This is a genomic window from Ideonella sp. WA131b (assembly GCA_023657425.1).
GTDB lineage: Bacteria > Pseudomonadota > Gammaproteobacteria > Burkholderiales > Burkholderiaceae_C > Rubrivivax.
On record JAGTJW010000001.1, the window covers coordinates 1,565,596 to 1,588,798 of the forward strand.

General features: G+C 69.1%; 16 protein-coding genes. 14 read left to right on the plus strand and 2 right to left on the minus strand.

Translation table 11 applies throughout. The annotated features are described in order from the left end of the window. The first annotated feature begins 114 nt into the window (after nt 1-114). The 13 genes from KA711_07200 (at nt 115) to KA711_07260 (ending at nt 20,600) form a co-directional block, all read left to right on the plus strand. Nucleotides 115-267 carry a rubredoxin gene (locus KA711_07200; GenBank protein MCM0608768.1) on the plus strand — a complete coding sequence of 51 codons (153 nt, stop codon included), beginning with the start codon at nt 115-117 and terminating at the stop codon, nt 265-267. A gap of 221 nt (nt 268-488) precedes the next feature. Next, nucleotides 489-1,556 (plus strand): GGDEF domain-containing protein, encoded by a 1,068-nt coding sequence (locus KA711_07205; protein ID MCM0608769.1) that lies wholly within the window; start codon nt 489-491, stop codon nt 1,554-1,556. A gap of 75 nt (nt 1,557-1,631) precedes the next feature. Then, entirely contained in the window at nt 1,632-2,300 is a 669-nt protein-coding gene (locus tag KA711_07210; GenBank protein ID MCM0608770.1) for a CerR family C-terminal domain-containing protein, read from the plus strand. Between the two features lie 11 nt (nt 2,301-2,311). Further along, the gene (locus KA711_07215; protein MCM0608771.1) at nt 2,312-3,730 is read left to right on the plus strand and encodes an efflux transporter outer membrane subunit; all 1,419 of its coding nucleotides are present in this window, start codon (nt 2,312-2,314) and stop codon (nt 3,728-3,730) included. A 17-nt stretch (nt 3,731-3,747) separates the two neighbouring features. Then, nucleotides 3,748-4,902, plus strand: coding sequence for an efflux RND transporter periplasmic adaptor subunit (locus KA711_07220; protein MCM0608772.1), 1,155 nt, complete (start codon nt 3,748-3,750; stop codon nt 4,900-4,902). Nucleotides 4,903-4,923: 21 nt separating this feature from the next. Further along, a complete protein-coding gene (locus KA711_07225) occupies nt 4,924-8,049 on the plus strand; it encodes an efflux RND transporter permease subunit (protein ID MCM0608773.1) in 3,126 nt (1,041 codons plus the stop codon). Continuing rightward, nucleotides 8,046-8,999 carry a hypothetical protein gene (locus KA711_07230; GenBank protein MCM0608774.1) on the plus strand — a complete coding sequence of 318 codons (954 nt, stop codon included), beginning with the start codon at nt 8,046-8,048 and terminating at the stop codon, nt 8,997-8,999. The genes KA711_07225 and KA711_07230 overlap by 4 nt, the downstream gene beginning before the upstream one ends. Nucleotides 9,000-9,199: 200 nt before the next feature. Beyond that, nucleotides 9,200-12,547 carry a site-specific DNA-methyltransferase gene (locus KA711_07235; protein MCM0608775.1) on the plus strand — a complete coding sequence of 1,116 codons (3,348 nt, stop codon included), beginning with the start codon at nt 9,200-9,202 and terminating at the stop codon, nt 12,545-12,547. A 34-nt stretch (nt 12,548-12,581) separates the two neighbouring features. Beyond that, nucleotides 12,582-13,783 (plus strand): IS3 family transposase gene (locus KA711_07240; protein MCM0608776.1). Its coding sequence is split into 2 segments (ribosomal slippage): nt 12,582-12,843 and nt 12,843-13,783, totalling 1,203 coding nucleotides; the frame shifts between segments, so codons are not numbered across the junction. Nucleotides 13,784-13,885: 102 nt separating this feature from the next. Then, entirely contained in the window at nt 13,886-15,085 is a 1,200-nt protein-coding gene (locus KA711_07245; GenBank protein MCM0608777.1) for an AAA family ATPase, read from the plus strand. Then, on the plus strand, nt 15,082-15,636 hold the full coding sequence (locus KA711_07250; protein ID MCM0608778.1) for a DUF4276 family protein: 555 nt from the start codon (nt 15,082-15,084) through the stop codon (nt 15,634-15,636). Before KA711_07245 ends, KA711_07250 begins: the two co-directional genes overlap by 4 nt. Next, nucleotides 15,633-18,476 carry a DEAD/DEAH box helicase family protein gene (locus KA711_07255; GenBank protein ID MCM0608779.1) on the plus strand — a complete coding sequence of 948 codons (2,844 nt, stop codon included), beginning with the start codon at nt 15,633-15,635 and terminating at the stop codon, nt 18,474-18,476. Before KA711_07250 ends, KA711_07255 begins: the two co-directional genes overlap by 4 nt. 84 nt (nt 18,477-18,560) lie before the next feature. Further along, nucleotides 18,561-20,600, plus strand: a complete 2,040-nt coding sequence (locus tag KA711_07260; GenBank protein ID MCM0608780.1) for a UvrD-helicase domain-containing protein — start codon at nt 18,561-18,563, stop codon at nt 20,598-20,600. 35 nt (nt 20,601-20,635) lie between these two features. Here the strand turns inward: KA711_07260 and KA711_07265 are convergent, their stop codons facing one another. After that, nucleotides 20,636-21,088, minus strand: a complete 453-nt coding sequence (locus KA711_07265) for a hypothetical protein (GenBank protein ID MCM0608781.1) — start codon at nt 21,086-21,088, stop codon at nt 20,636-20,638. Beyond that, nucleotides 21,085-22,203 carry an alkene reductase gene (locus tag KA711_07270; protein MCM0608782.1) on the minus strand — a complete coding sequence of 373 codons (1,119 nt, stop codon included), beginning with the start codon at nt 22,201-22,203 and terminating at the stop codon, nt 21,085-21,087. Before KA711_07270 ends, KA711_07265 begins: the two co-directional genes overlap by 4 nt. 83 nt (nt 22,204-22,286) lie before the next feature. Here KA711_07270 and KA711_07275 point away from each other — a divergent pair, with 83 nt between their 5' ends. Then, nucleotides 22,287-23,189 (plus strand): LysR family transcriptional regulator, encoded by a 903-nt coding sequence (locus KA711_07275; GenBank protein MCM0608783.1) that lies wholly within the window; start codon nt 22,287-22,289, stop codon nt 23,187-23,189. Nucleotides 23,190-23,203: the final 14 nt, after the last annotated feature.

Genomic DNA, 23,203 nt, shown 5'->3' on the forward strand with positions numbered 1-23,203 from the left:
AGGAACGTCGTGCAGGCCCTCACAAATCAACGCTTTTCGTCGGATCCGCGTGGCTACAATGACCATCTATTGTAGTGAGATGACCGAGCCATCGTGAGCGAACCGCGTACCTGGATGTGCCTGATTTGCGGCTGGATCTACAGCGAGGCCGATGGCGATCCGGAACACGGCATCCCGCCCGGCACCGCGTGGGCCGACGTGTCCATGAACTGGACCTGCCCCGAGTGTGGTGCCCGCAAGGAAGACTTCGAGCTGGTGCAGATCTGATCCGTCGTGCGCGCGTCCGGACGGCGCGCAAGGTCTCGACGAGGAGTACGGCGCTTGGGCATGCAAGGGCCCGAAGCGGGGCCCTAGGAGCGTGGGCGGCAGAAATCGGCGCGGGGCTGGATTTCTGCCGCCCACGCTCCTAGGCCGAGGACGAGCTGCTGGGCCTGATCGCCAGCCATGTGGCGTGTGCCGCAGCCCAGCCTGCCTGACAATCCGCGGCCATGAGCAATGTTGTCGACCACCTTGCCGAGCTCACGGGCCTGCGCGACCGCGACGTTCTGGACGTGACACTCGTGAGTGCGCTGCGCGATCTGCTGTGCCCGCGCCTGGCGGCCATCTATCGCGTTGTCGGCGAGGCCCCTGGGCAGCGCTGGATGACGCGCGCGCGCCTGGCCGAAGGCGATGTCTCGGCGCAGACCGACTCGCTGTGGGCCGATCTGTCGGAGCTGCCGGCGCTGGACGAGCACGCCGACCGTGCGGCCTGCCTGCGCCGGCAGGAGGCCTACACCCTGGCTGCCGGTCCGGGCGGAGCGGCCGCGCGGGCCTACTTTCCGCTGGCCAACGAGTTCGAGGCCGTCGGCGTGCTGGAGCTGCACACCGACGCGCAACTCCGGCCCGAAGAGGTGCGGCTGGTGGGCAGCATCCTGCGCATCTACCGCAATTTCCAGGGCCTGCTCGACTACAGCGAGCGCGACACGCTGACCGGCCTGCTCAACCGCAAGACCTTCGACGAGAGCTTCCTTCGCATGCTGGCCGGTACCGCCGCGTCCAGCACGCAGACGGCCTCGCCCGGCAGCGGCGACGCGAGGCGGCTGGCCGTGCAGGGCAGCGGGCGCGGGACGGCTTGGCTGGGCGTGATCGACATCGATCACTTCAAGCGCGTCAACGACGGCCACGGCCACCTGATCGGCGACGAGGTGCTGCTGCTGCTGTCGCGCCTGATGCGGGCCTCCTTCCGCTTCCACGACCACCTCTTCCGCTTCGGCGGCGAGGAGTTCGTGGTGCTCATGCGCTGCGGCACCGATGCCGACGCCAGCGGGGCGTTCGAGCGGCTGCGAGCCAACGTCGAGCGCTTCGCGTTCCCGCAGGTCGGGCGCATCACGGTCAGCGTGGGCTTTTCTGCGCTGCGCCCCGACGACACCCCGTCGGCGGCTTTCGAGCGGGCCGACAAGGCGGTCTACTGGGCCAAGCAGAACGGCCGCAACCAGGTGGCCTTCCACGCCGACCTGGTGGACCGCGGGCTGCTTGCCGAGGCTTCGCTGGACAACCGGGACGCCGAGCTTTTCTGAACGGCCACCGGGAAAACACCCACATCAAGCGAATGTTTAAAACAAACGTTTGATTTATCGGCTAGAGTCGCTGTCGTGAAGCCCGATGCCGACACCGCCGATGCCCGTGCCCGCTTGTTGCACGTGGCCATCCGGTTGTTTGCCCTGCAGGGTTTTGCCAAGACCTCGACGCGAGAGCTCGCCGAGGCGGCCCAGGTCAACGTGGCCGCCATCAGCTACTACTTCGGCGACAAGGCCGGGCTCTACCGCGCGGCCTTCCTGGAGCCTATGGATCCCACCGAGGACCTCGCGCGCTTCACCGACCCCGCGCTGCCAATGGCCGACGCGCTCGCCGGCTTCTACGCCGGCTTCCTGGAGCCGCTGCGCCTCGGCGACGAGGCCCGCCTGTGCACCAAGCTGCACCTGCGCGAGATGCTGGAGAGCACGGGCCTGATCGACAACGGGCTGGCGCGCACCATCCAGCCGCTGCACGACGCGCTGGTGGCGCTGCTGGTGCGCCACCTGGGCCTGCCTGGCGCGGACGACGAGCTGCTGCGCCTGGCCATCTGCATCGAGGGCCTGGGGGTGCAGCTGCACGTGGGCCTGGACATCAACGAGGCCATCGCCCCCGGGGTGAACACCGCGCCCGGTGCCATCGACCGCTGGCACGGCACCTTGGTGCGTGCGGCGCTGGCCATGGTCGAGGCCGAGGCCGAGCGCCGCGGCCGCAACTTCAGCGAAACCCCCGCACGGAGCTCCCCTTGAACCGCCTGTTCATGCCGACACTGCTGGCCGCTGCCGCCCTGGCGGGCTGCGCCAGCAACGCCGGGCCGCCCGTCGGCCCTGTGGCCTTGGCCGCCGACACCCTGGCCTGGCAGGCTCCCCTGCCGCACGGCGGGCGCAGCGCCGAAGTGGCGGCCTGGTGGCGCGCCTTCGACGACCCGCTGCTGCCCGGGCTGATCGACGCCGCCCAGGCGGCCAGCCCGTCGCTGGCCTCGGCGCGGGCGCGCATCGAAAGGGCCCGCGCGGCCCTGGCCGCCAGCGACGCGCAGGCCCTGCCGCGGCTCGATGCGGTGGCCAGCGGGCAGCGGTCGCGGACCGTGCCCGACGCGCCTGCGACCACCAGCGCCGCGGCCGGCGTGCAGGCGGCCTGGGAGCTGGACCTCTTCGGCGGCGTGGCCGCCGGCCAGCGCGCCAGCGCCCAGCGCCTGCGTGGTGCCGAGGCCGGCTGGCACGACGCCCGCGTCTCGCTGGCCGCCGACGTGGCCACGGCCTACGTCAACCTGCGGGGTTGCGAGGCGCAGCTGCAGCAGGCGCAGGCCGACGCCGTCTCGCGCGAGGCCACGGCGCGGCTGACCGACCAATCCGCCGCCGCCGGTTTCACGGCCCCGGCCGACGCCGCGCTGGCGCGCGCCGGTGCCGCGCAGGCGCGCAGCCAGGCGCGAGCCCAGCAGGCCCAGTGCGACGTGCTGATCAAGGGCCTGGTGGAGCTGACCGACCGCCCCGAGCCGGCACTGCGCCGGCAGCTGGCCGCCGCCACCGCGCGGCTGCCGCAGGCCGCGGGCCTGGCCACGGTGGTGCTGCCGGCGCAGTTGCTGCAGCAGCGCCCCGATCTCGCCGAGGCCAGCGCCGCCGTGATGGCCGCCGCGGCCGATGTGGCGGCCGCCCGTGCCGACGAGTTGCCGCGTGTCAGCTTTGCCGGCTCGCTGCAGCTGGCCACCTTGCGCAGCGCCAGCGTCAGCAGCAACGGCAGCGTGTGGAGCTTCGGGCCGCTGCAGCTGAGCCTGCCGCTGTTCGACCGCGGCAGCCGCCGCGCGGCCACCGCCGCGCAGCAGGCCGGCTACGACGAAGCGGTGGCCCAGTTGCAGGGCAGCGTGCGCCGCGCGCTGCGCGAGGTGGAGTCTGCCCTCGTCAGCCTGGACGCCACGGCCGCGCGCGAGCGCGACGTGAGGGCCGCCGCCGTCGACTTCGAGGCCTCGCTCACGGCCACCGAGGCGCGCCAGCGCGGCGGCCTGGCCAGCCTGCTGGATCTGGAGGCCGCCCGCCGCAACGCCGTGCAGGCGCGCGGAACCCTGATCGAGCTGCAGCGCGAGCGCGCCGCGGCCTGGATCGCCCTGTACCGCAGCCTGGGCGGCGGCTGGACGCCGGCCGACACCGTGCCCACCGTCCGCGCGCCGCTGACCCCCAACACCTGATTTCCTCGCACACCACCATGAACACCCCGAGCTTCCTCAGGAAACCCCTCGCGCTGGCCGTGGCCACGCTGCTGCTGGCCGCTGGCGGCGCCACTACCTTGTTGGTGCACGCCCAGGACGGCAAGGCCCCGGCTGCCGCCGCGCCGCGCCCCGCGCTCACCGTCACGGTGACGACGCCGCAGCGCGCGACGGTGGCCACCTCGGTGGCCGCCAACGGCAACATCGCCGCCTGGCAGGAGGCCATCGTGGGCGCCGAGTCCAACGGCATGCGTCTGGCGGAGGTGCTGGTCAACGTCGGCGACGCCGTGCGCAAGGGCCAGGTGCTGGCGCGTTTCGACACCGCGATGGCCAACGCCGACCTCGCGCAGAGCCGCGCTGCCGTGGCCGAGGCCGAGGCCAACCTGGCCGAGGCCGCCGCCAATGCCCAGCGCGCCCGTGACCTGCAACCCAGCGGTGCGCTCAGCGCGCAGCAGGTGGCGCAACTGCTCACCGCCGAGCGCACCGCGCAGGCGCGGCTGGAGGCCGTGAAGGCTGCGCAACAGGTGCAGCAGCTGCGCCTGGAACAGGCCCAGGTGCTGGCGCCCGACAGCGGCGTCATCAGTGCGCGCAGCGCCACCGTGGGCGCTGTCGTGCCGGCCGGCAGCGAGCTGTTTCGCCTCATCCGCCAGGGCCGGCTCGAATGGCGCGGCGAAGTCGCCGCGACCGAGCTGGCGCAGATCCGGCGCGGCCAGACCGTCAGCCTCGGCGCCAGCGGCGCCGGCGTGCCCGTCACCGGCACCGTGCGCCAGGTCGCGCCCACGGTGGACGCGGCGACGCGCAATGCGCTGGTCTATGTCGACCTGCCCGACACCGGCGGGCGACTGAAGGCCGGCATGTTCGCGCGCGGCGAGTTCGCCACCGGCAGCAGCACCGCGCTGACGCTGCCGCAGGCCGCCGTGCTGCTGCGCGACGGCTTCAGCTATGTGTTTGCGGTGAGCGCCGACAACCGCGTGGCGCAGATCAAGGTGAGCACCGGACGCCGCAGCGGGGACCGCATCGAGATCCTGCAGGGCCTGGACGACAAGGCCCGCGTCGTGGCCAGCGGCGGCGGCTTCCTGGCCGACGGCGACACCGTGCGCGTGGTGGCCACGGCGCCCGCGGCGCCCGCCGGCAAGACCACCGCGTCGAAGTAAACCCCTGCACGAGGCCCCGCCATGAACGTTTCCGCCTGGTGCATCAAGAACCCGATCCCGTCGGTGCTGCTGTTCGTGATGCTCACGCTGGCCGGTCTGCTGGGCTTCCAGCAGATGAAGATCCAGCAGTTCCCCGACATCGACCTGCCCACCATCAACGTCACGGCCAGCCTGCCCGGCACCGCACCGGCGCAGATGGAGACCGAGGTCGCACGCAAGATCGAGAACGCCGTGGCCTCGCTCACCGGCGTGAAGAACATCTACACCAAGGTCCAGGACGGCACGGCCATCGTCACCGTGGAGTTCCGCCTGGAGAAGAACACGCAGGAGGCCCTGGACGACGTGCGCAGCGCGGTCAGCCGCGTGCGCGCCGACCTGCCGGCCGAGCTGCGCGACCCCGTCATCACCAAGCTCGATCTCGCGGGTGCGCCCATCCTCACCTACACGGTGGCCTCCAGCCGCATGGACGACGAGGCGCTGTCCTGGTTCGTCGACAACGAGGTCACCAAGGCCATGCTGGCGGTGCGCGGCGTGGGTGCCGTCAATCGTGTGGGCGGTGTGGCGCGCGAAGTGCGTGTGGAGCTCGATCCGGCCAAGCTGCTGGCTTTGGGCATCAGCGCCGCCGATGTGAGCCGCCAGCTGCGCGCCGTGCAGACCGATGCGCCCGGCGGCCGCGCCGACGTGGGCGGCATCGAGCAGAGCGTGCGCACCATCGCCACCGTGCAGAGCGCCGAGGAGCTGTCGCAGTTGCAGCTGGCCATGCCCGACGGCCGCAGCGTGCGCCTGGCGCAGGTGGCCAGCGTCAGCGACACCGTGGCCGAGCTGCGCAGCGGGGCGCTCATCAACGGCCAGCCGGCGGTGGCTTTCGAGATCCTGCGCAGCCGCGGTGCCGGCGAGACCGAGGTCGCCGATGGTGTGCGCGCGTCGCTGGTGACGCTGCGCGCCGAGCATCCCGACATCGTCATCACCGAGGCCTTCAACTTCGTCGAGCCCACGGTCGAGAACTTCCACGGCAGCATGGTCCTGCTGCTGGAGGGCGCCATCCTGGCGGTGGTGGTGGTGTGGCTTTTCCTGCGCGACTGGCGCGCCACGCTGGTGGCGGCCACGGCCCTGCCGCTGTCCATCATTCCGGCCTTCGCGGTGATGCACTACGTGTTCGGCTTCAGCCTGAACGTCGTCACCCTGCTCAGCATGAGCCTGGTGGTGGGCATCCTGGTCGACGACGCCATCGTCGAGATCGAGAACATCATGCGCCACCTGCGCATGGGCAAGACCCCCTACCAGGCGGCGATGGAAGCGGCCGACGAGATCGGCCTGGCCGTGATTGCCACCACCTTCACGCTGATCGCGGTGTTCCTGCCCACGGCCTTCATGGCTGGCGTGCCGGGCAAGTTCTTCGTGCAGTTCGGCTGGACGGCGGCGATCGCGGTGTTCTTCAGCCTCGTGGTGGCGCGCATGCTCACGCCGATGATGGCGGCCTATATCCTGAAGCCGCCGAAGACGGAGCACACCGACCCGGCCTGGATGACACGCTACATGGGCTGGGCGGCCTGGTGCCTGAAGCACCGCATCACCACCTCGCTGGCGGCGCTGGCCTTCTTCGTCGGCAGCTTCGGCCTGGTGCCGCTGCTGCCCACGGGCTTCATCCCGCCCGACGACATCAACCAGACCCAGGTCACCGTCACGCTGCCGCCCGGCAGCACCTATGCCCAGACCTTCGCGGCGGCCGAGCAGGCGCGCGCGCTGGTGCAGAAGAGCCCTCATGTGAAGCTGGTGTACACGGCCGTCGGTGGTGGCAGCACCGGCGCCGACACCTTCACGCCCGGCGCCGGCCTGCCCGAGGTCACGCGCGCCACGCTGACGCTGAACCTCACGCACCGCAGCGAGCGCACCAGCCTGTTCGGCACCAGCACCAGCAAGCAGGACATCGAGGCCGAGCTGCGCACCTTGCTGGCCGAGCTGCCCGGCGCCCGCGTGAAGGTGGGCTTCGGCGCCAGCGCCGAGAAGTACGTGCTGGTGCTGGCCGGGGCGGACGGCGCCGTGCTGCAGCAACACGCTGCGGTGGTGGAGAAGGAGCTGCGCACCATCCCCGGCATCGGCGCCGTGACGAGCTCGTCCAGCCTCGTGCGGCCCGAGCTCATCGTGCGGCCCGACAGCGCCAAGGCCGCCGACCTGGGCGTCACGAGCCAGGCCATCGCCGAGACCCTGCGCATCGCCACGGCCGGCGACTACGACCAGAGCCTGCCCAAGCTCAACCTGAGCCAGCGCCAGGTGCCCATCGTCGTGCGCCTGCCGGCGAGCGCGCGCACCGACCTCGCACTGCTCGAGCGCCTGCCCGTGCCCGGCACGCACGGCCCGGTGATGCTGGGCAACGTGGCCACGCTGGAGCTGGGCAGCGGCCCGGCCACCATCGACCGCTACAACCGCCAGCGCAACATCAACTTCGAGATCGAGCTCAACCAGCAGCCGCTGGGCGCCGTCAAGGCCGCGGCGCTGGCCCTGCCCAGCCTGCAGAGTCTGCCCGCGGGCGTGACGCAGACCGAGATCGGCGACGCCGAGGCCATGGGCGAACTGTTCGCCAGCTTCGGCCTGGCCATGCTCACCGGCGTGCTCTGCATCTACGTGGTGCTGGTGCTGTTGTTCAAGGACTTCGTGCAGCCGGCCACCATCCTGGGCGCGCTGGTGATGTCGATTCCCGGCGCCTTCCTGGCCCTGTTCATCACGCACACGGCGATCTCGATGCCCAGCATGATCGGCCTGATCATGCTGATGGGCATCGCCACCAAGAACTCGATCCTGCTGATCGACTACGTGATCCTCGCGCGGCGCGACCACGGCCTGGCTCGCTTCGAGGCCGTGCTCGACGCCTGCCACAAGCGGGCGCGCCCCATCGTGATGACCACCATCGCCATGGCCGCGGGCATGCTGCCCATCGCCATCGGCCTGGGCACCGACCCGAGCTTCCGCAGCCCCATGGCCATCGTCGTGATCGGCGGCCTCATCACCAGCACCTTCCTGAGCCTGCTCGTGATCCCGGTGATGTTCACGTATGTGGACGACGCCATCCTGAAGCTGCAGCGCCTGTGGCGGCGCGGGCGGCCGGCGCCGGCTGCGGCTTCGGCCGCCGGCCCGGAGGGCCGGTCGTGAAGCGGCGGCAATGGCTGCAGGGCGCGGCTGCTCTGGCGCTGGCCGCGCCGCTGGGCCTGCGCGCCCAAGGCACCGAAGCCGGTGCCTACGACACGCTGGACCTGGACTGGGCCGACACGGCGCGCCAGCGCCCGGTGCCCGTGCGCCTGTACCGACCGCGCGCCATGGCGGCCGGCGCGCGGGTGCCGCTGATCGTGTTCTCGCACGGCATCGGCGGCTCGCGGCGCGGCTACACCTGGCTGGGGCGCTTCGTGGCGGCGCACGGCATCGCCAGCCTGCACCTGCAGCATGTGGGCAGCGACCGCACGCTGTGGAGCGGCGGGCTGTTCTCGCTGGTGGGCCGGCTGCAGGACGCTGCCCAGGCCGACGAGGCACTGGCGCGCGTGCGCGACTTCCGCTTTGCGCTCGACACGCTGCTGGCCGGCGAGTGGGGCTCGGCCATCGACCCGGCGCGCATCGTCGCCGCCGGGCACAGCTACGGTGCCAACACCAGCCTGCTGGTGGCCGGCGCCCAGGTGCCGCAGGCCGGCGAAGCGCTGGCCGACCCGCGCGTGCGCGCGGCCATCGTCATGAGCGCGCCGCCCTTCTACGGCGAGCCCGAGCCCCGCCGCATCCTGCAGGGCGTGACCGTGCCCACCTTGCACGTGACCTGCACCGACGACGTCATCCGCATCCCCGGCTACTGGAGCGGCTTCGAAGACCGGTTGCAGGTGTTCGAGGCCACCGGCAGCCCCCGCAAGTGGCTTGCGGTGTTCGAAGGCGGCTCGCACAGCATCTTCACCGACCGTGCCGGCACGGGCGGCGCGCTGCTCAACCCGCAGGTCAAGCAGGCCACGCGCGAGCTGGCGCTGGCCTTCGTGCGGGGCGTGTTCGACGACGACTCGGGTGCGCTGACCCAGTGGCCGCGGCGCCACGCGGGCATCCTGGCGCGTTTCGAGGCGGCCGGCTGAGCGAGGGCAGGCTTCCCCGACCGCTCCTGGGCTCTCTGGTTCTCGAAGCAGGCGATGGGCTTGGGCGATTCGGCGCCTGGAGCCGGGCTGCCAAGCAAACGCCGCAACAGGGCGCGGCAGCTGCGGGCCGCCGGGCGCCGATTCGCGAGAATCGGGCGTGCGAGCGCGTCGCCAGCGGTCGCCGTGAACCGGGGAGAAGAATGACCCAGACCGACCGACAACAGCGGCTCGAAGCCACCCTGCTGGCGCTGCTGCCCGCCAGCGGCAGCCTGGTGGGCAACGGCAGCCTGCTCGCGCAGTGGACCCAGGCCGCGAGGGCAGCGGGCCTCGTCGTCACCGCCGAAGACTTCTCCGCCCTGCGTGAAGACCTGGTGGCCCGCGGGCTGGTGGTCAAGGGCAAGGGCCGCGGCGGCTCCACGGGCCGCGCCGCCGCCGCGGCAGCGGGCAGCGACACCTTCGCCCTGCAAGCCGAAGCGCCCGTGCCAGTGGATGGGGCCCATGCCGCCCCGAGCGGCCCCGCTGCCCAACCCCAGGCCCAGGCGGCTACGGCGCCCAAGGCCCAGAAGCTGCGCGCCGCCGATGCCGGCGAACCGGCCCAGGTGCTGAGCTACCGCCACGCCGACCGGCGCAAGAACAACCCCGAGGTGGGCCTGGTCAGCGAAGCCAGCGACCCGCAGCAACCGAAGCAGACCTGGGCATACAACCCGCACCTGGATCCGGTGCTGAACTTCGACAGCGCGCGGGCCGAGTTGGAGACGCTGATCGACGATGCGCTGGCCAGCGGCGATGCCGCCGCCGCACGGGCCGCGCTGGAAGAGATCAAGCGCCGCGGCGCGCCCTACCTGCAGTGGGCCGGCAAGGCCGAGCGCACCAGCTTCGAAGTGGACACGGTCAGCCTGCACGTGCACGAGCGCATCGACCCGATGAGCATCCTTTCGGCCGTGCGCAAGCGGCTGGAAGAAGCGAACGACACCCAGGGCAAGGCGACGGCCAAGGTGAAGGCCGAAGAACCCTCACCCCTGGCCCGCCAGGCCAGCCTGTTCGAAGCGCCGTTCGAGAACCTGCCGCTGCGCAGCGCGGTGGACTTCTACCGCCACGACAAGGGCTGGGCCAACCGGCTGATCGCTGGCGACAGCCTGCTGGTGATGAACAGCCTGCTGGTCAAGGAGGGCCTGGCCGGGCAGGTGCAGATGATCTACATCGACCCGCCCTATGGCATCAGGTTTGGCTCGAACTTTCAGCCGTTTGTGGGCAAACGAGACGTCAAGGACCGCAGCGACGTAGACCTCACTCAAGAACCTGAGATGGTGAAAGCGTTTCGCGACACCTGGGAGCTCGGGATCCACTCCTATCTGACCTATCTTCGCGACCGACTCCTGCTCGGCAAATCACTTCTCAATGACAGCGGAGTTGTATGCGTCCAGATCGGCGACGAGAACGTTCACCTGGTGCGCGCAGTACTAGACGAGGTGTTTGGTGCGCGAGCCTTCTACAGCCAAATCAGCGTCAAGAAGACCTCTGCGCAGACATCGGAAGGATTGCCTGGAAGCCTGGACTATGTCGTTGTCTATGCGCAGGACCGCAGCAAGGTCAAGTTCCGGCAACTCTATCGGGAGAAGGAAGCTGGCGGCTTCGGCGCGGACAAGTATCAATACACGATTGATCAGCTAGGGAGAACCAGGCGTGCTACGGAGGGTGCCCCACTACCCATAGACACCCGTCTCTTCTCCATCGACACGCTGGTGTCCCAAAGGCCTCCGGGTGACTTCCCGGTCTCGTTCAATGGCCTGCTTCTTCGGCCCAAGACTGGCTACTGGAAGACTGGGGAGTTGGGCTTTCCCCGCCTCATCAAGAGCAATCGCGTGCTGATGGGCGGTTCTGTCTTGATGTACCGCCGCCTCTTCGAAGATTTTCCAGCTGTGGCCTATTCCAACTACTGGGAAGACACAAGTAGTGGTGCTAGCAAGGCCGACCCCAAGGTATATGTCGTGCAGACAGCGACTAAGGTGGTCGAGCGGTGTCTACTCATGTTTACGGACCCTGGTGATCTGGTTCTGGATCCGACGTGCGGATCAGGTACCACAGCTTTTGCCGCCGAACGCTGGGGCCGCCGCTGGATCACCTGCGACACCTCGCGCGTGGCCGTCACGCTGGCCAAGCAGCGCCTGATGACGGCCAGCTACGACTACTACGAGCTGGCCTACCCGCACGAGGGCCTGAAGGGCGGCTTCATCTACAAGACGGTGCCGCACGTCACGCTGAAGTCCATCGCCAACAACGCGGACATCGACGCCATCCACGACCGGCTGCACCCGGCCATCGAGGCCGCGCTCGCCGCGCTGAACGCCGCGCTGGCGCAGCACCCACCGGCCGAGCCCTTGGCCGTGAGCGAGGGCGTGCGCAAGGGCCAGAAGCTGGCGCTGGGCAAGCAGGGTGTTGCGCTTCATGAGTGGGAAGTGCCGTTCCCCACGGACGACGGCTCACTGCCCACCGGCTGGCCCGACGCGCTGCGTGAGCCCTTTGGCGCCTTCCACGCCGCCCGCCAACGCATGCAGGCCGAGATGGACCGCTCCATCGCCGCCAACGCCGACAGCGAGACGCTGGTCGACAAGCCCGAGCCCAGCAAGACCAAGCTGCGCATCACCGGCCCGTTCACGGTGGAAGCGGTGCCCTTCCCCACCGTGCTGAGCCTGGAGGCGGCAGAAGGCGGCGCTGCCGCCACGCCGTCGGAAGACCAGTCGTACCAGACCAGCATCGCACGCAGCGGCGAAACCAGCCGCCAGCAGCAGTGGCGCGACGAGCTGCTGAAGACCGGCATCCGAGGCAAGGGTGGGCAGATGCTGAAGTTCGCCGAGCTGGAGGTGATGGCCGGCACCACCTGCCTGCACGCCACGGGCACCTTGGCGGAAAGCGGCGAACGCGCGGTGGTGAGCTTCGGCCCCGAGCACGGCGCGCTGGAACAGCGGCAGGTGGAGCACGCCATCGGCGAAGCGGGCGAGCTGTTCCCGCGGCCGAAGATGATCGTGTTCTGCGCCTTCACCTTCGACCCCGAGGCCGCGAAGGACATCGACGCCTTCAAGGGCATCACCGCGCTGAAGGCGCAGATGAACACCGACCTGCTGACCGAAGACCTGAAGAAGGCCCGCTCGAGCAACCAGAGCTTCTGGTTGATGGGCCAGCCCGAGGTGCAGGCCACAAGGCGGCCCGACGGCCGCTGGCAGGTGGAGGTGATGGGCTTCGACTACTTCGACACCGTGAAGGGCGAGCTCATCTCCGGCGGCAAGTCCAAGATCGCCATGTGGAGCCTGGACACCGACTACGACGGCCGCAGCCTCTTCCCGCACCAGGTGTTCTTTCCCATGGCGGGCAGAGACGAAGGCTGGCGCAAGCTGAAGAAGAGCATCCGCGCCGAACTGGATGAAGCCCTGCTGGAGCAGTTCCACGGCACGGTTTCGCTGCCCTTCGAGGCGGGCAAGAACGGCAAGGCGGCGGTGAAGATCGTCGACGATCGGGGCATTGGCCTTGCCCCTGAAAAACGTAGTCCATAGCTGATGATGAAATCACAGAGATGGAGCACGAGAGATGAGCAAGCAAGAAGGCAAGCGCCGCAGGGCGAGGTACACGTTGGAGTTCAAGCTGGAGGCGGTCAGGCTGGTCAAGGGCGGGCAGGACGCGGCCGTGACGGCACGGGTTCTGGACATCCCGAAGGCCACGCTGGGCAACTGGATCAGGGCGGCCGAGAAGGGTGAACTGCAAGGCGCTGGGGACAGGCCGGTCAGTGCCGAGCAGATGGAGTTGGCGCGGCTGCGGGCGGAGCTGGCGCGGGTCAAGATGGAGCGCGACATCTTAAAAAAAGCGACGGCGTACTTCGCGAAGGAGTCACTGTGAAGTACGCCTGGATCGACAAGCTCAAGACGGTGTGGCCCGTCACGCTGATGTGCCAGGTGCTGGGGGTGAGCGTCAGCGGTTTCTTCGAGCACCGCCAGCGCAGCAGCAAGGCAGCACCGCCGGAGCCCGGCCCCAGGCGTGTAAGCAACGAGGCCCTGGTAGCGCACATCCGCGCGATCCACGCCGAATTCAAGGGCGAGTACGGCTGGCCCCGGGTGTGGAAGGAACTCCTGGCCAGGGGCGTGCGGGTAGGCAAAGACCGGGTGCAGCGGCTGATGAAGATGCACAACATCCGGGCGCGCGGCAAGAGGAAGTTCGTCGTCACCACAGACAGCAAGCACAGCCTGCCGGTGGCCGAGAACCTGCTGGCCAGGGACTTCACGCCCGAAGCACCAGACCGCGTCTGGAGCAGCGACATCACCTACATCGCCACCGATGAGGGCTGGCTGTACCTGGCGGCGGTGATCGACCTGTTCAGCCGCCAGGTGGTGGGCTGGAGCATGCAGCCGCACATGCAGACCAGCCTGGTGACGGATGCGCTGCGCATGGCGTGGTTCAGGCGACACCCAGAACCCGGACTGATCTTCCACAGCGACCGTGGCAGCCAGTACTGCAGCCATGACTTCCAGGCCGCTCTGAAGGGCTATGGGATGCGAAGCTCAATGAGCCGCAAGGGCAACTGCTGGGACAATGCGCCCACGGAAAGCCTGTGGGGCAGCCTGAAGGTCGGGCGGCTGTACGGTAAGCGGTTTGCCACCCACCGCGAGGCGATGGACGAGGTGATCGACTGGTTGACGTTCTACAACCACCGGCGGCTGCACTCCACACTGGGCTACATCAGCCCCATGAAGTTCGAAGCCAACTGGCGCGCGGGCCAGGTCAAGAAAGCCGCGTAACCGAGTGGCTATGGACTACGTCGGACAGGGGCAAGGCCACATCGAGTCGCTGAAGATCCTGCCGCTGCTGCCCGCCAACGGCGGCTGAACAAGAGATCCACCATGCAGATCGAATCCATCCGCCTGAAGAACTTCCGCGCCTTCCGCGACGTGACGCTGAAGGACGTGCCGCGCTTTTGCGTGCTGGTGGGCGCCAACGGCTCGGGCAAGAGCACGCTGTTCTCGGTGTTTGCCTTCCTGCGCGATGCGATGCAGGGCAACGTGACTTCGGCTTTGGCCAAGCTGGGCGGCAGCCGCGGGCTGCAGGAAGTGCGCAGTCGCGGTGCCGAGGGCCCCATCGAGATCGAACTGAAGATTCGGACCGACATCGACACCCACCGCACCAGCAAGCTCATCACCTACGAACTGCACATTGACGAAGAGGGGGGCCGCGCGGTGGTGGTGCGAGAGGTGCTGCGATACCGGCGGGGCAGCAGCGGAAAGCCCTGGCGGTTCCTGGATTTCTCGCGCGGTGCCGGCGAAGCCGTGACCAACGAGCTCGATTCTGTGGCAGACGAAAGCAAGCTCACGCGAGAGTCACAGACGCTGAAGAGCCCAGACATCCTGGCCATCAAGGGGCTGGCCCAATTCGAGCGGTTTCCCGCCGTCGTGGCGCTGGGCAACCTGATCGAGAACTGGCACCTGTCGGACTTCCACATCAGCCGCGCCCGGCCCGAGGTCGAGGCCGGCTACGCAGACCACTTGAGCCGCGAAGGCGAAAACCTGTCGCTCGTCGTGGAGTACCTGCATCGCCAGCACCCGATGCTCTTTGCGCAGATCCTGGATCGACTCCAGCATCGGGTGCCCGGCATCACCAGCGTGCAGGCCAAGACCACCGAGGAAGGGCGAGTGCTGCTGAAGTTCTCGGACGGTGCGTTCGAGGATCCGTTTCTGGCCCGCTTCGTGTCCGACGGCACGATCAAGATGCTGGCCTACCTGGTGCTGCTGTATGACCCCGCACCCCACCCGCTGCTGTGCGTGGAGGAGCCTGAGAACCAGCTCTACCCTTCGCTGTTGTGGGACCTGGCCGAGGAGTTCCGCGGCTACGCGGTGCGCGGCGGACAGGTGTTCGTTTCGACCCATTCGCCGGACTTCCTGAATGCGGTGAAGCTCGACGAGGTGTTCTGGCTGGCCAAGGAAGGCGGCTACACCCGCATCCATCGAGCGGCAGACGACGAGCAGCTGGCGGCGTACATGGCCGCTGGTGACCGCATGGGTTACTTGTGGAAGGAAGGACTGCTGACCGGGGCCGACCCACGATGAGGCACCTTGTTTTCCTGTTGGAAGGGCCGTCCGAGAAGGAGGCCTTGCAGGCGTGGCTGCCCAGCTTGCTTCCCGCCGACGTAAAGCCGCACTTCATCATCTTCGAGGGCAAGCAGGACATGGAGCGGCGCATGGTCCTGAAGCTGCGGCATTGGATGCAGCCGCAATCTCGGTTTCTCGTCCTGCGAGACCAGGACAGCGGCGATTGCCTGGATGTGAAAGAGGCACTCCGAAAACGCTGCGTGGAGGCCGGGCGCAGCGATGCGGTCGTGCGGGTGGCTTGTCACGAGCTTGAGAACTTCTTTCTCGGCGACTGGGCCGCCGTGGCAAGGGCGTTTGGTCGCCCCAGCCTGGCCGACCTGGACCGTAGGGCGATTTTTCGGGATCCGGACCGCATCGCGGCGCCGGAGGCCGAGTTGAGGCGCCACCTTCCGAGCTACCAGAAGCGTGAAGGAGCGCGGCGCATTGCGCCGCACATGGACCTGCGCCGCAACCGCTCGCGCAGTTTCGGCCATCTGCGCGACGCCATCATCCGCATGGTGCAGCCGTGAAGCGCCCCGGCAACGTCATCATCAACTCGCCCTTCGAGGCACCGCGCCGGCATTGGCAGCCGCAGCGCGACGGCACCTTGACGCTGGTGGATGATCGCCGCCCGGCCAGCTATGAGATCTACGACGTCCGCAACAACACGCGGCGCGTGGAGACGCTGGACCAGGTGAACGAGATTCGCCAGCGCGTGGACCGCTGGCGTGCGGACGACTACCCGGGCGTCACGGCCATCACCCGGCAGCTGCTGACCCATTGGCATGACCAGGGCGCGCGGCAGTACCCGTTCTACTTCTGCCAGCTGGAAGCCATCGAGACGCTGATCTGGTGGGTGGAGGCAACTGACGCCTACCGTCAAGGCGTGTTCCTGCAAGGCGACGGCGGGCTCTGGGAACGCGTGTGCAGCAAGATGGCCACCGGCTCGGGCAAGACCACGGTGATGGCGATGCTCATCACCTGGCAAGTGCTGAACGCCGTGACGTACCCGAAGCGGCCACGCGACTTCTCGCCCGCCATCTTCATCGTGGCGCCGGGCCTGACCGTGAAGGAACGCCTGCAGGTGCTGCTGCCCGGCAACCCAGCCAACGCCTATGACGAGTTCTCGACCTGCCCGTCGGAGTCGCTGCGGCAGAAGCTCAACCAGGCCGAGGTGCTGGTGGAGAACTGGCACACGCTGATGCCGGCGAAGGAGCCGGACCGCTCGGTGGTCAAGAAGGGGCGCGAGACCGACGAGGTCTACACGCGGCGCGTGCTGGGCCAGCTGGCACAGCACCGCGACATCGTGGTGATCAACGACGAGGCGCACCACGCCTACCGCAAGCCGGCCGATGTGAAGATCAGCAAGGCGGATGCGGAACGACTGGGCCTGGACCTGGACGAGGCCACGCGCTGGATCGAAGGCCTGGACCGTATCCACCACACGCGGCGCATCGGCCGCTGCTTCGACTTGTCGGCGACGCCGTTTGCGCCCACCGGCAAGACCAACAGCGAGGAAGGCCTCTTCAGCTGGATCGTCAGCGACTTTGGCCTGACCGACGCCATCGAGGCGGGTCTGGTGAAGACCCCGCGCGTGGTGATCCGGGATGATGCGCTGCCGGATGCCAAGAGCTATCGCTCCAAGCTCTACCACCTGTACCGCGACCCCGATGTGCAGGAAGACCTGAACCGGCGGGGCGCCGAGCCCCATGAGGCGCTGCCCAAGCTGGTTCAGGATGCCTACACGCTGCTGGGCGCCGACTGGCGCGTGGCCCTGCACGACTGGCAAATGGCAGGGCACCACTCGCCACCCGTGATGCTGACCGTGTGCAACCGCGTGGAGACCGCGGCACGCGTCGAGCACTACCTCAACCATGGCGACGCGCACTGGCCGGAGCTGAAGTCGCCGGAGCAGACCCTGCGCGTGGACTCCAAGGTGCTGGAGAAGGCCGAGATGGGCGAGAAGGCCTCATCGGTCGCGCCCGAGTACGTGAGCCGCCTGCGGGAGATCGTGCGAGCAGCCCGGTTGCCGGCCGACCGCGAGGCGCGGCTGCTGGCCCTGGACAAGGAAGACCTGCTGCGCGCCATCGTGGACAACGTGGGCAAGCATGGGCAGGCGGGTCAGCGCCTGCAGAGCGTGATCTCGGTGGCGATGTTGTCCGAGGGCTGGGACGCGAAGAACGTCACCCACATCATGGGCCTGCGTGCCTTCACGAGCCAGTTGCTTTGCGAGCAGGTGATCGGCCGCGGCCTGCGCCGCGTGGGTTACGACAAGGACGAGAACGGCCTCTTCGTGCCTGAATACGTGAACGTGTTTGGCGTTCCTTTGTCGGTGTTCGTTGACGCAGGCGACGGCGGCGAGACGCCACCGCCGCCGAAGCCGAGCACCCAGATCGAGTCGCTGCCCTGGCGCAACGAGTTCGAGGTGCGGTGGCCCAATCTGCTGCGGGTGGACACGGTGGTCAAGCCGGCGCTGTCGGTGCAGTGGTCGAAGGTCGGCGATCTGCATCTGGATCCGGCGCAGACCGTGATCACGGCCGAACTCGCGCCGGCGGTGGGTGGTGCCACCGACCTGAGCAAGACGACCCACATCGACCTCAGCAAGCTGCCCGAGGAGTTTCGGGAGCAACGCATTGTGTTTCAGGCAGCACGCAAGGCGTTCGATCAGATCGCCGGCAAGTTCACCGGGAACCGGGAGTACCTGGTGTTCCAGCTCATCCGGCTGGTGGAGCAGTTGCTGGCTTCGACGAAGCTGGTGATTCCGAGCCTGTTCCATGCCGGAAGCGTTAGGCGCCGTATCCTGGTGGCGCTGAACATGGACCTCATCGTGCAACACGTGGTGAAGCACCTGGCGCAGCAGAACGTCGCGAGCATCGAGCCGGTGTTCGACCCGGAGCAGCCCATTGGCAGCACCCGGGCGATGCGCACCTGGTTCACCACCAAAGGCAACCAGCAGACGCGGAAGTCCCAGATCAGCCACGTGGTCGGCGACAGTTCCTGGGAGATCTATGCCGCCACCTTGTTCGATGCCAGCGACAAGGTGCAGGCCTACGCCAAAAACGACCATCTCGGGTTCCAGGTCTACTACCTCTGGGGAGGCTCGCGCAAACGATTCATCCCCGATTTCATCGTGCGTCTGGCCAATGGACACAACCTTGTGCTGGAGATCAAGGGAGAAGACTCGCCCATGAACAGCGCCAAGCGCGACGCGCTGGCGCTTTGGGTGAAGGCCGTGAACGCCAAGGGCGGGTTCGGCCGCTGGTGCAGCGACGTGGCGTTCAAGCCGGCGGAGCTTCAAGACATCCTGAGCCGGCACGCGCATGGCAACCAACCCGACGACGTTGCGGCGAAAGTGCCGTTCACCCCATGACAGGCACCTGCCGATGATCCCCCGCCTCGCTCAGCTGCTTTCGTCTTGAACGCCCCCGTCCCCATGTCGCTCAACGACGCGCAGATGCGCGCCGTGCACCACCTGGGCGGACCCTGCCTGGTGCTGGCCGGCGCCGGCTCGGGCAAGACACGCGTCATCGTGCACAAGATCGCGCGGCTGCTGCAGGCGGGCCTGGCGCCGAAGAACATCGCCGCCATCACCTTCACCAACAAGGCCGCGGCCGAGATGCGCGAGCGCGCCAAGGCGCTGGTGGGCCCGCGCGCGGCGCGCGACCTCGCCATCAGCACCTTCCACTCGCTCGGGGTGCGCATGCTGCGCGAGAGCGGCCAGAAGGTCGGCCTGAAGCAGAACTTCAGCATCCTCGACAGCGACGACGTGCTCGGCGTGCTGCGCGACGCCGGGGGCACCACCGACGCCGCGCTGGCGCGCCGCTGGCAGTGGGCCATCAGCCTGTGGAAGAACCAGGGGCTCGATGCCGACGGCGCGGAAGGCCAGGCACAGAACGACGACGAGCGCGTGGCCGCGCGCGTGATGCGCCGCTACCAGGAGCGGCTCTCGGCCTACCAGGCGGTGGACTTCGACGACCTGATCGGCCTGCCCCGGGCGCTGCTGCAGCGCGACGCCGAGGAACGCGAACGCTGGCAGGCGCAGTTCGGCCACGTGCTGGTGGACGAGTACCAGGACACCAACGCCGTGCAGTACGAGCTGATGAAGGCGCTGGTGGGCGAGCAGGCGCTGTTCACCGCGGTGGGCGACGACGACCAGAGCATCTACGGCTGGCGCGGCGCCACCATCGACAACCTGAAGCGCTTGCCGCAGGAGTTTCCTCGGCTCACGGTCATCCCGCTGGAGCAGAACTACCGCAGCACCGGGCACATCCTGCGCGCCGCCAACGCGGTGATCGCGGCCAACCCCAAGATCTTCGAGAAGAAGCTCTGGAGCGAGCTCGGCGACGGCGAGCCCGTGCGCGTGGTGCAGTGCGACAACGAGGAACACGAGGCCGAGCGCGCGGTGGCGCGCATCCAGAGCCTGAGGGCCGGGGCCGTGGGGCAGGGCGGGGCGGTGAAGCTCTCGGACTTCGCCATCCTCTACCGCGCCAACCACCAGGCGCGCGTGTTCGAGCAGAAACTGCGCGCCGCGCAGCTGCCGTACAAGGTGAGTGGCGGGCAGAGCTTCTTCGACCGCGCCGAGATCAAGGACCTTTGCGCCTGGCTGCGGCTGCTGGTGAACCCCGACGACGACCCCGCCTTCCTGCGTGCCGTGACCACGCCCAAGCGCGGCATCGGCCACACCACGCTGGGCAGCCTGGGCGAGTTCGCGGCGAAGTGGAAGGTGAGCCTGTTCGAGGCCTTGTTCAGCCCCACGCTGCCGGCCGTTCTCAAGGGCAAGGCGGTCGAGCTGCTGCACGACTTCGGGCGCGAGGTGAACGAACTGCAGCACCGCGCCGGGCACACCCGCGGCGCCGAAGATGCCAAGGCGCTGCTGCTGGGCTGGCTCAAGGACATCGGCTACGAGCAGCACCTCTACGACGGCGAAGACAGCGAGAAGCTCGCCGCCTCGCGCTGGACCAACGTGCTCGACTTCGTCGACTGGATCGCGCGGCGCTGCGGCGGCGAAATCCGCAACGACGGCGGCCTGACGGAAGAGACCGAGCGCCAGACCGTGCTGCAGGTGGCGCAGACCATCAGCATCATCATCAGCCTGGCCGAGCGCGACACCGAGCAGGACGTGATCACGCTGTCCACGCTGCACGCCGCCAAGGGCCTGGAGTGGCCGCACGTGGTGCTGGCGGGCGTCAACGAGGGGCTGCTGCCGTTCAGGAGCGGCGATGACGACATGACGCCCGAGCGGCTGGAGGAAGAGCGCCGCCTGATGTACGTGGGCATCACGCGCGCGCGCCTCACGCTCACCGTGAGCACGCTGATGCGGCGCACGAAGGGCCGCGACACGGTGGCCGGCGTTCCGAGTCGCTTCATCGCCGAGATGAAGCTCGAGGAGGCCGGCGCCCGCGAAGACCCGCGCGAGCGGCTCAAGCGGCTTCGCGCCGAGCTCGTCGCCAAGGTCGCCGCCTCGGCCGAGGCGCTGAAGTCGGCAGCCTCCTGAATGCCCCGGCGCCCACGTCCGCGGGCCCGGTTCGTTCAACGCCTGGGCGCCAACTCCAGGGTCTTGCGCGAGAGCACGACGGTGCCCAGCTCGCGCAGCCCTTTGCCGTCGATGGGCACCGGGGTGTGCGCGCGCCGGATGCGCGCGAACGCTTCGGCGATGCCCTCGTAGCCGCGATCGTCGTGGTAGCTGTCCATCACCAAGAGGTGCCAGTCGGCGTCGTCGGTGGCGCTGTCCAGGAGCCGGTAGTCGTCCATCAGGCCCTGGAGCTTGGCGACGCGGTCCATCTCGAACCAGTTCGCGACGATGTACCGGCGCAGGCGTTCGCGTTCACCCGGCAAGGCCTTGAGGAAGGTGAGTTCGACCGCCCTGTGGGCCTGGCCCGGCGCAGACGGCAAGGCGGCCGGCCGCTCGGCCAGCGCGGGCAGGCTCGTGCAACTGCCGAGCGCGGTCGTGAGCAGCAACTGGCGGCGGGAAGCGGTGGTCACGAGGTCTCCTGGGCGCCGTGGGCGGATGCTCGGGTGCGGTCGGCATCGACGGTCGACACGCCATAGTCGGTGTAGCCGCGGTGGTCGCCGCCATAAACGGTGTCGGTGTCTACGGCTTGCAAGGGCCGCCGCATGCGCAGCCGCGCCGGCAGGTCGGGGTTGGCAATGAAGGCCCGGCCAAACATCACCGCATCGGCGCCGTGTCTGGCTAGCAGGGACTGCGGCAATGCAACCGCGCTGCCGCCGCCCACCGTGTAGGGCCCCGGGACGCAGGCGCGCAGCGCCTCGTGGACGGCCGCGTCGGCGTCAGACGTGCCGGTGTCGGGCGCACACTCGACGAAGGCCAGCGGCAGTGGCCGCAGCGCCGTCAGCAGGGCATGGCAGGTGTGCGGCCACTCGTCGTCGTCGATGTCGTTGAAGCGCTTGCCCGGCGTGAGCTTCAGGCTGGTGCGGCGTGCGCCCACGGTCGCCGCCAGGGCCTCGACGAGCTCGATCACGAAGCGCGCACGGTTGCGGGGGCTGCCGCCGTAGGCGTCGCTGCGGCGGTTGCTGTTGGCGGCCAGGAACTGCATGCACAGGTAACCCGATCCGGCGTGGAGCTGCACCCCCGCGAAGCCGGCAGCCATCGCGCGGCGGGCGGCCTGCACGTGCTCGTCGATGACGGTGGCGATGTCGCTTCGCGAGAGAGCCCGCGGCACCGTGAGGGGCTGCTCGCCGTCGGCCGTCCAGACGCTGCCGGCGGCCGCGACGGCCGATGGCGCGCAGGGCTGCACGCCAGGGGGCAGGACGCTGGGGTGGGCGATGCGGCCTGCATGCATGAGCTGCGCAAAGAACGGCGTGCCGTGTTCGCGCAGGCGGCGGGTCGCCGGCTCCCAGGCCGCTGCCTGGGCCGCGTTCGCCAGGCCCGGTGTGAGCGCGTAGCCGCGGCCCGCCTCGCAGGGAAACAGTCCCTCGCTGACCACCAGGCCCGCAGTGGCGCGCTGCGCGTAGTATTGGGCTGCCAGGTCGCCGATGCAGCCGTCCGCACTTGCGCGTGCGCGGGTCATCGCCGCCATCCAGATTCGGTTGCGCACCTGGTGGCCGGGAAGCCGGATAGGATCTTCGAGCGTGGTCATCGCTGCGCATCGTGCGGCCGGCGGCGCGCCGAAGAAAGCGGAAAGAACCGAACGACTCTTTCGACGACTCAGCACGACAAGCCATGTCCCGCATCTCGCTCGAGGCCCTGGCCGCGCTGGACTGCATCGATCGGCGCGGCAGTTTCGCTGCCGCCGCGGCCGAGCTGCACCGGGCCACCTCCAGCGTTTCGCACACGGTGCAGAAGCTCGAGGCACGACTCGGCGTGCCCCTGTTCGACCGCGGCGGGCACCGCGCCGTGCTCACCCCGGCAGGGCGTGCGCTCCTGGAGGAAGGCCGCGGGCTGCTGGCGGCGGCCCGGGCCCTCGAGCGGCGGCTGCAAGGGCTCGGGCAGGGCTGGGAGCGCGAGCTCGTGATCGCGGTCGACGACATCGTGCCGCTGGATCGCGTGCTGCCCTTGGTGGGCGAGTTCCTGGCGCTCGGCGCGCCCACGCAGGTGCAACTGCAGCAGCAGGTGCTCGGCGGTGTCTGGGAAGCCCTGGTGGCGCGGCGGGCCGACCTCGCCCTCGTGGATGTGCCGGCGGTCGCGCCGTCCGACATCGAGCATCGGCCCGTTGTGGATGTCCCGTTCGTCTTTGCCGTCGCACCTGGGCATCCGATGTTGCGGGAGAAGCAGCCGCTGTCGGCGGCGGCCTTGCGTGCGCACAGGGTCATCGTGGTGGCCGACAGCGCGCGCGGCACGCCCTTGCACCCGGGCGCCGTCAGCGGCCTGGGCACACCGCACGAGGTGCTGGGCGTCAGCTCTGTGCAGGCCAAGCTGGCCGCACAGAGGGCTGGGCTCGGCGTCGGCTTCCTTTCCCTGCCCTGGGCGGCACCTGCCCTGGCCGATGGCAGCCTGGTCGCCATGGCCGTGCGGTCGCCCAAGCCACCGGCGCGGCTCAGCGTGGCCTGGCGAAGCCCGCACGCGGGCGAAGCGCTGCGCTGGTTCGCGCAGCGGCTGCAGCAGCCCGGTGCCCTGCAGCCCTGAGCCCAAGGCAACCC

Excerpts from the sequence above, each read along its gene's own strand:
- KA711_07200 (MCM0608768.1), top strand. The coding sequence starts at position 115 with ATGTGCCTGATTTGCGGCTGGATCTACAGCGAGGCCGATGGCGATCCG.
- KA711_07205 (MCM0608769.1), top strand. The coding sequence starts at position 489 with ATGAGCAATGTTGTCGACCACCTTGCCGAGCTCACGGGCCTGCGCGAC.
- KA711_07215 (MCM0608771.1), top strand. The coding sequence starts at position 2,312 with ATGCCGACACTGCTGGCCGCTGCCGCCCTGGCGGGCTGCGCCAGCAAC.
- KA711_07220 (MCM0608772.1), top strand. The coding sequence starts at position 3,748 with ATGAACACCCCGAGCTTCCTCAGGAAACCCCTCGCGCTGGCCGTGGCC.
- KA711_07225 (MCM0608773.1), top strand. The coding sequence starts at position 4,924 with ATGAACGTTTCCGCCTGGTGCATCAAGAACCCGATCCCGTCGGTGCTG.
- KA711_07235 (MCM0608775.1), top strand. The coding sequence starts at position 9,200 with ATGACCCAGACCGACCGACAACAGCGGCTCGAAGCCACCCTGCTGGCG.
- KA711_07245 (MCM0608777.1), top strand. The coding sequence starts at position 13,886 with ATGCAGATCGAATCCATCCGCCTGAAGAACTTCCGCGCCTTCCGCGAC.
- KA711_07250 (MCM0608778.1), top strand. The coding sequence starts at position 15,082 with ATGAGGCACCTTGTTTTCCTGTTGGAAGGGCCGTCCGAGAAGGAGGCC.
- KA711_07260 (MCM0608780.1), top strand. The coding sequence starts at position 18,561 with ATGCGCGCCGTGCACCACCTGGGCGGACCCTGCCTGGTGCTGGCCGGC.
- KA711_07270 (MCM0608782.1), bottom strand. The coding sequence starts at position 22,203 with ATGACCACGCTCGAAGATCCTATCCGGCTTCCCGGCCACCAGGTGCGC.
- KA711_07275 (MCM0608783.1), top strand. The coding sequence starts at position 22,287 with ATGTCCCGCATCTCGCTCGAGGCCCTGGCCGCGCTGGACTGCATCGAT.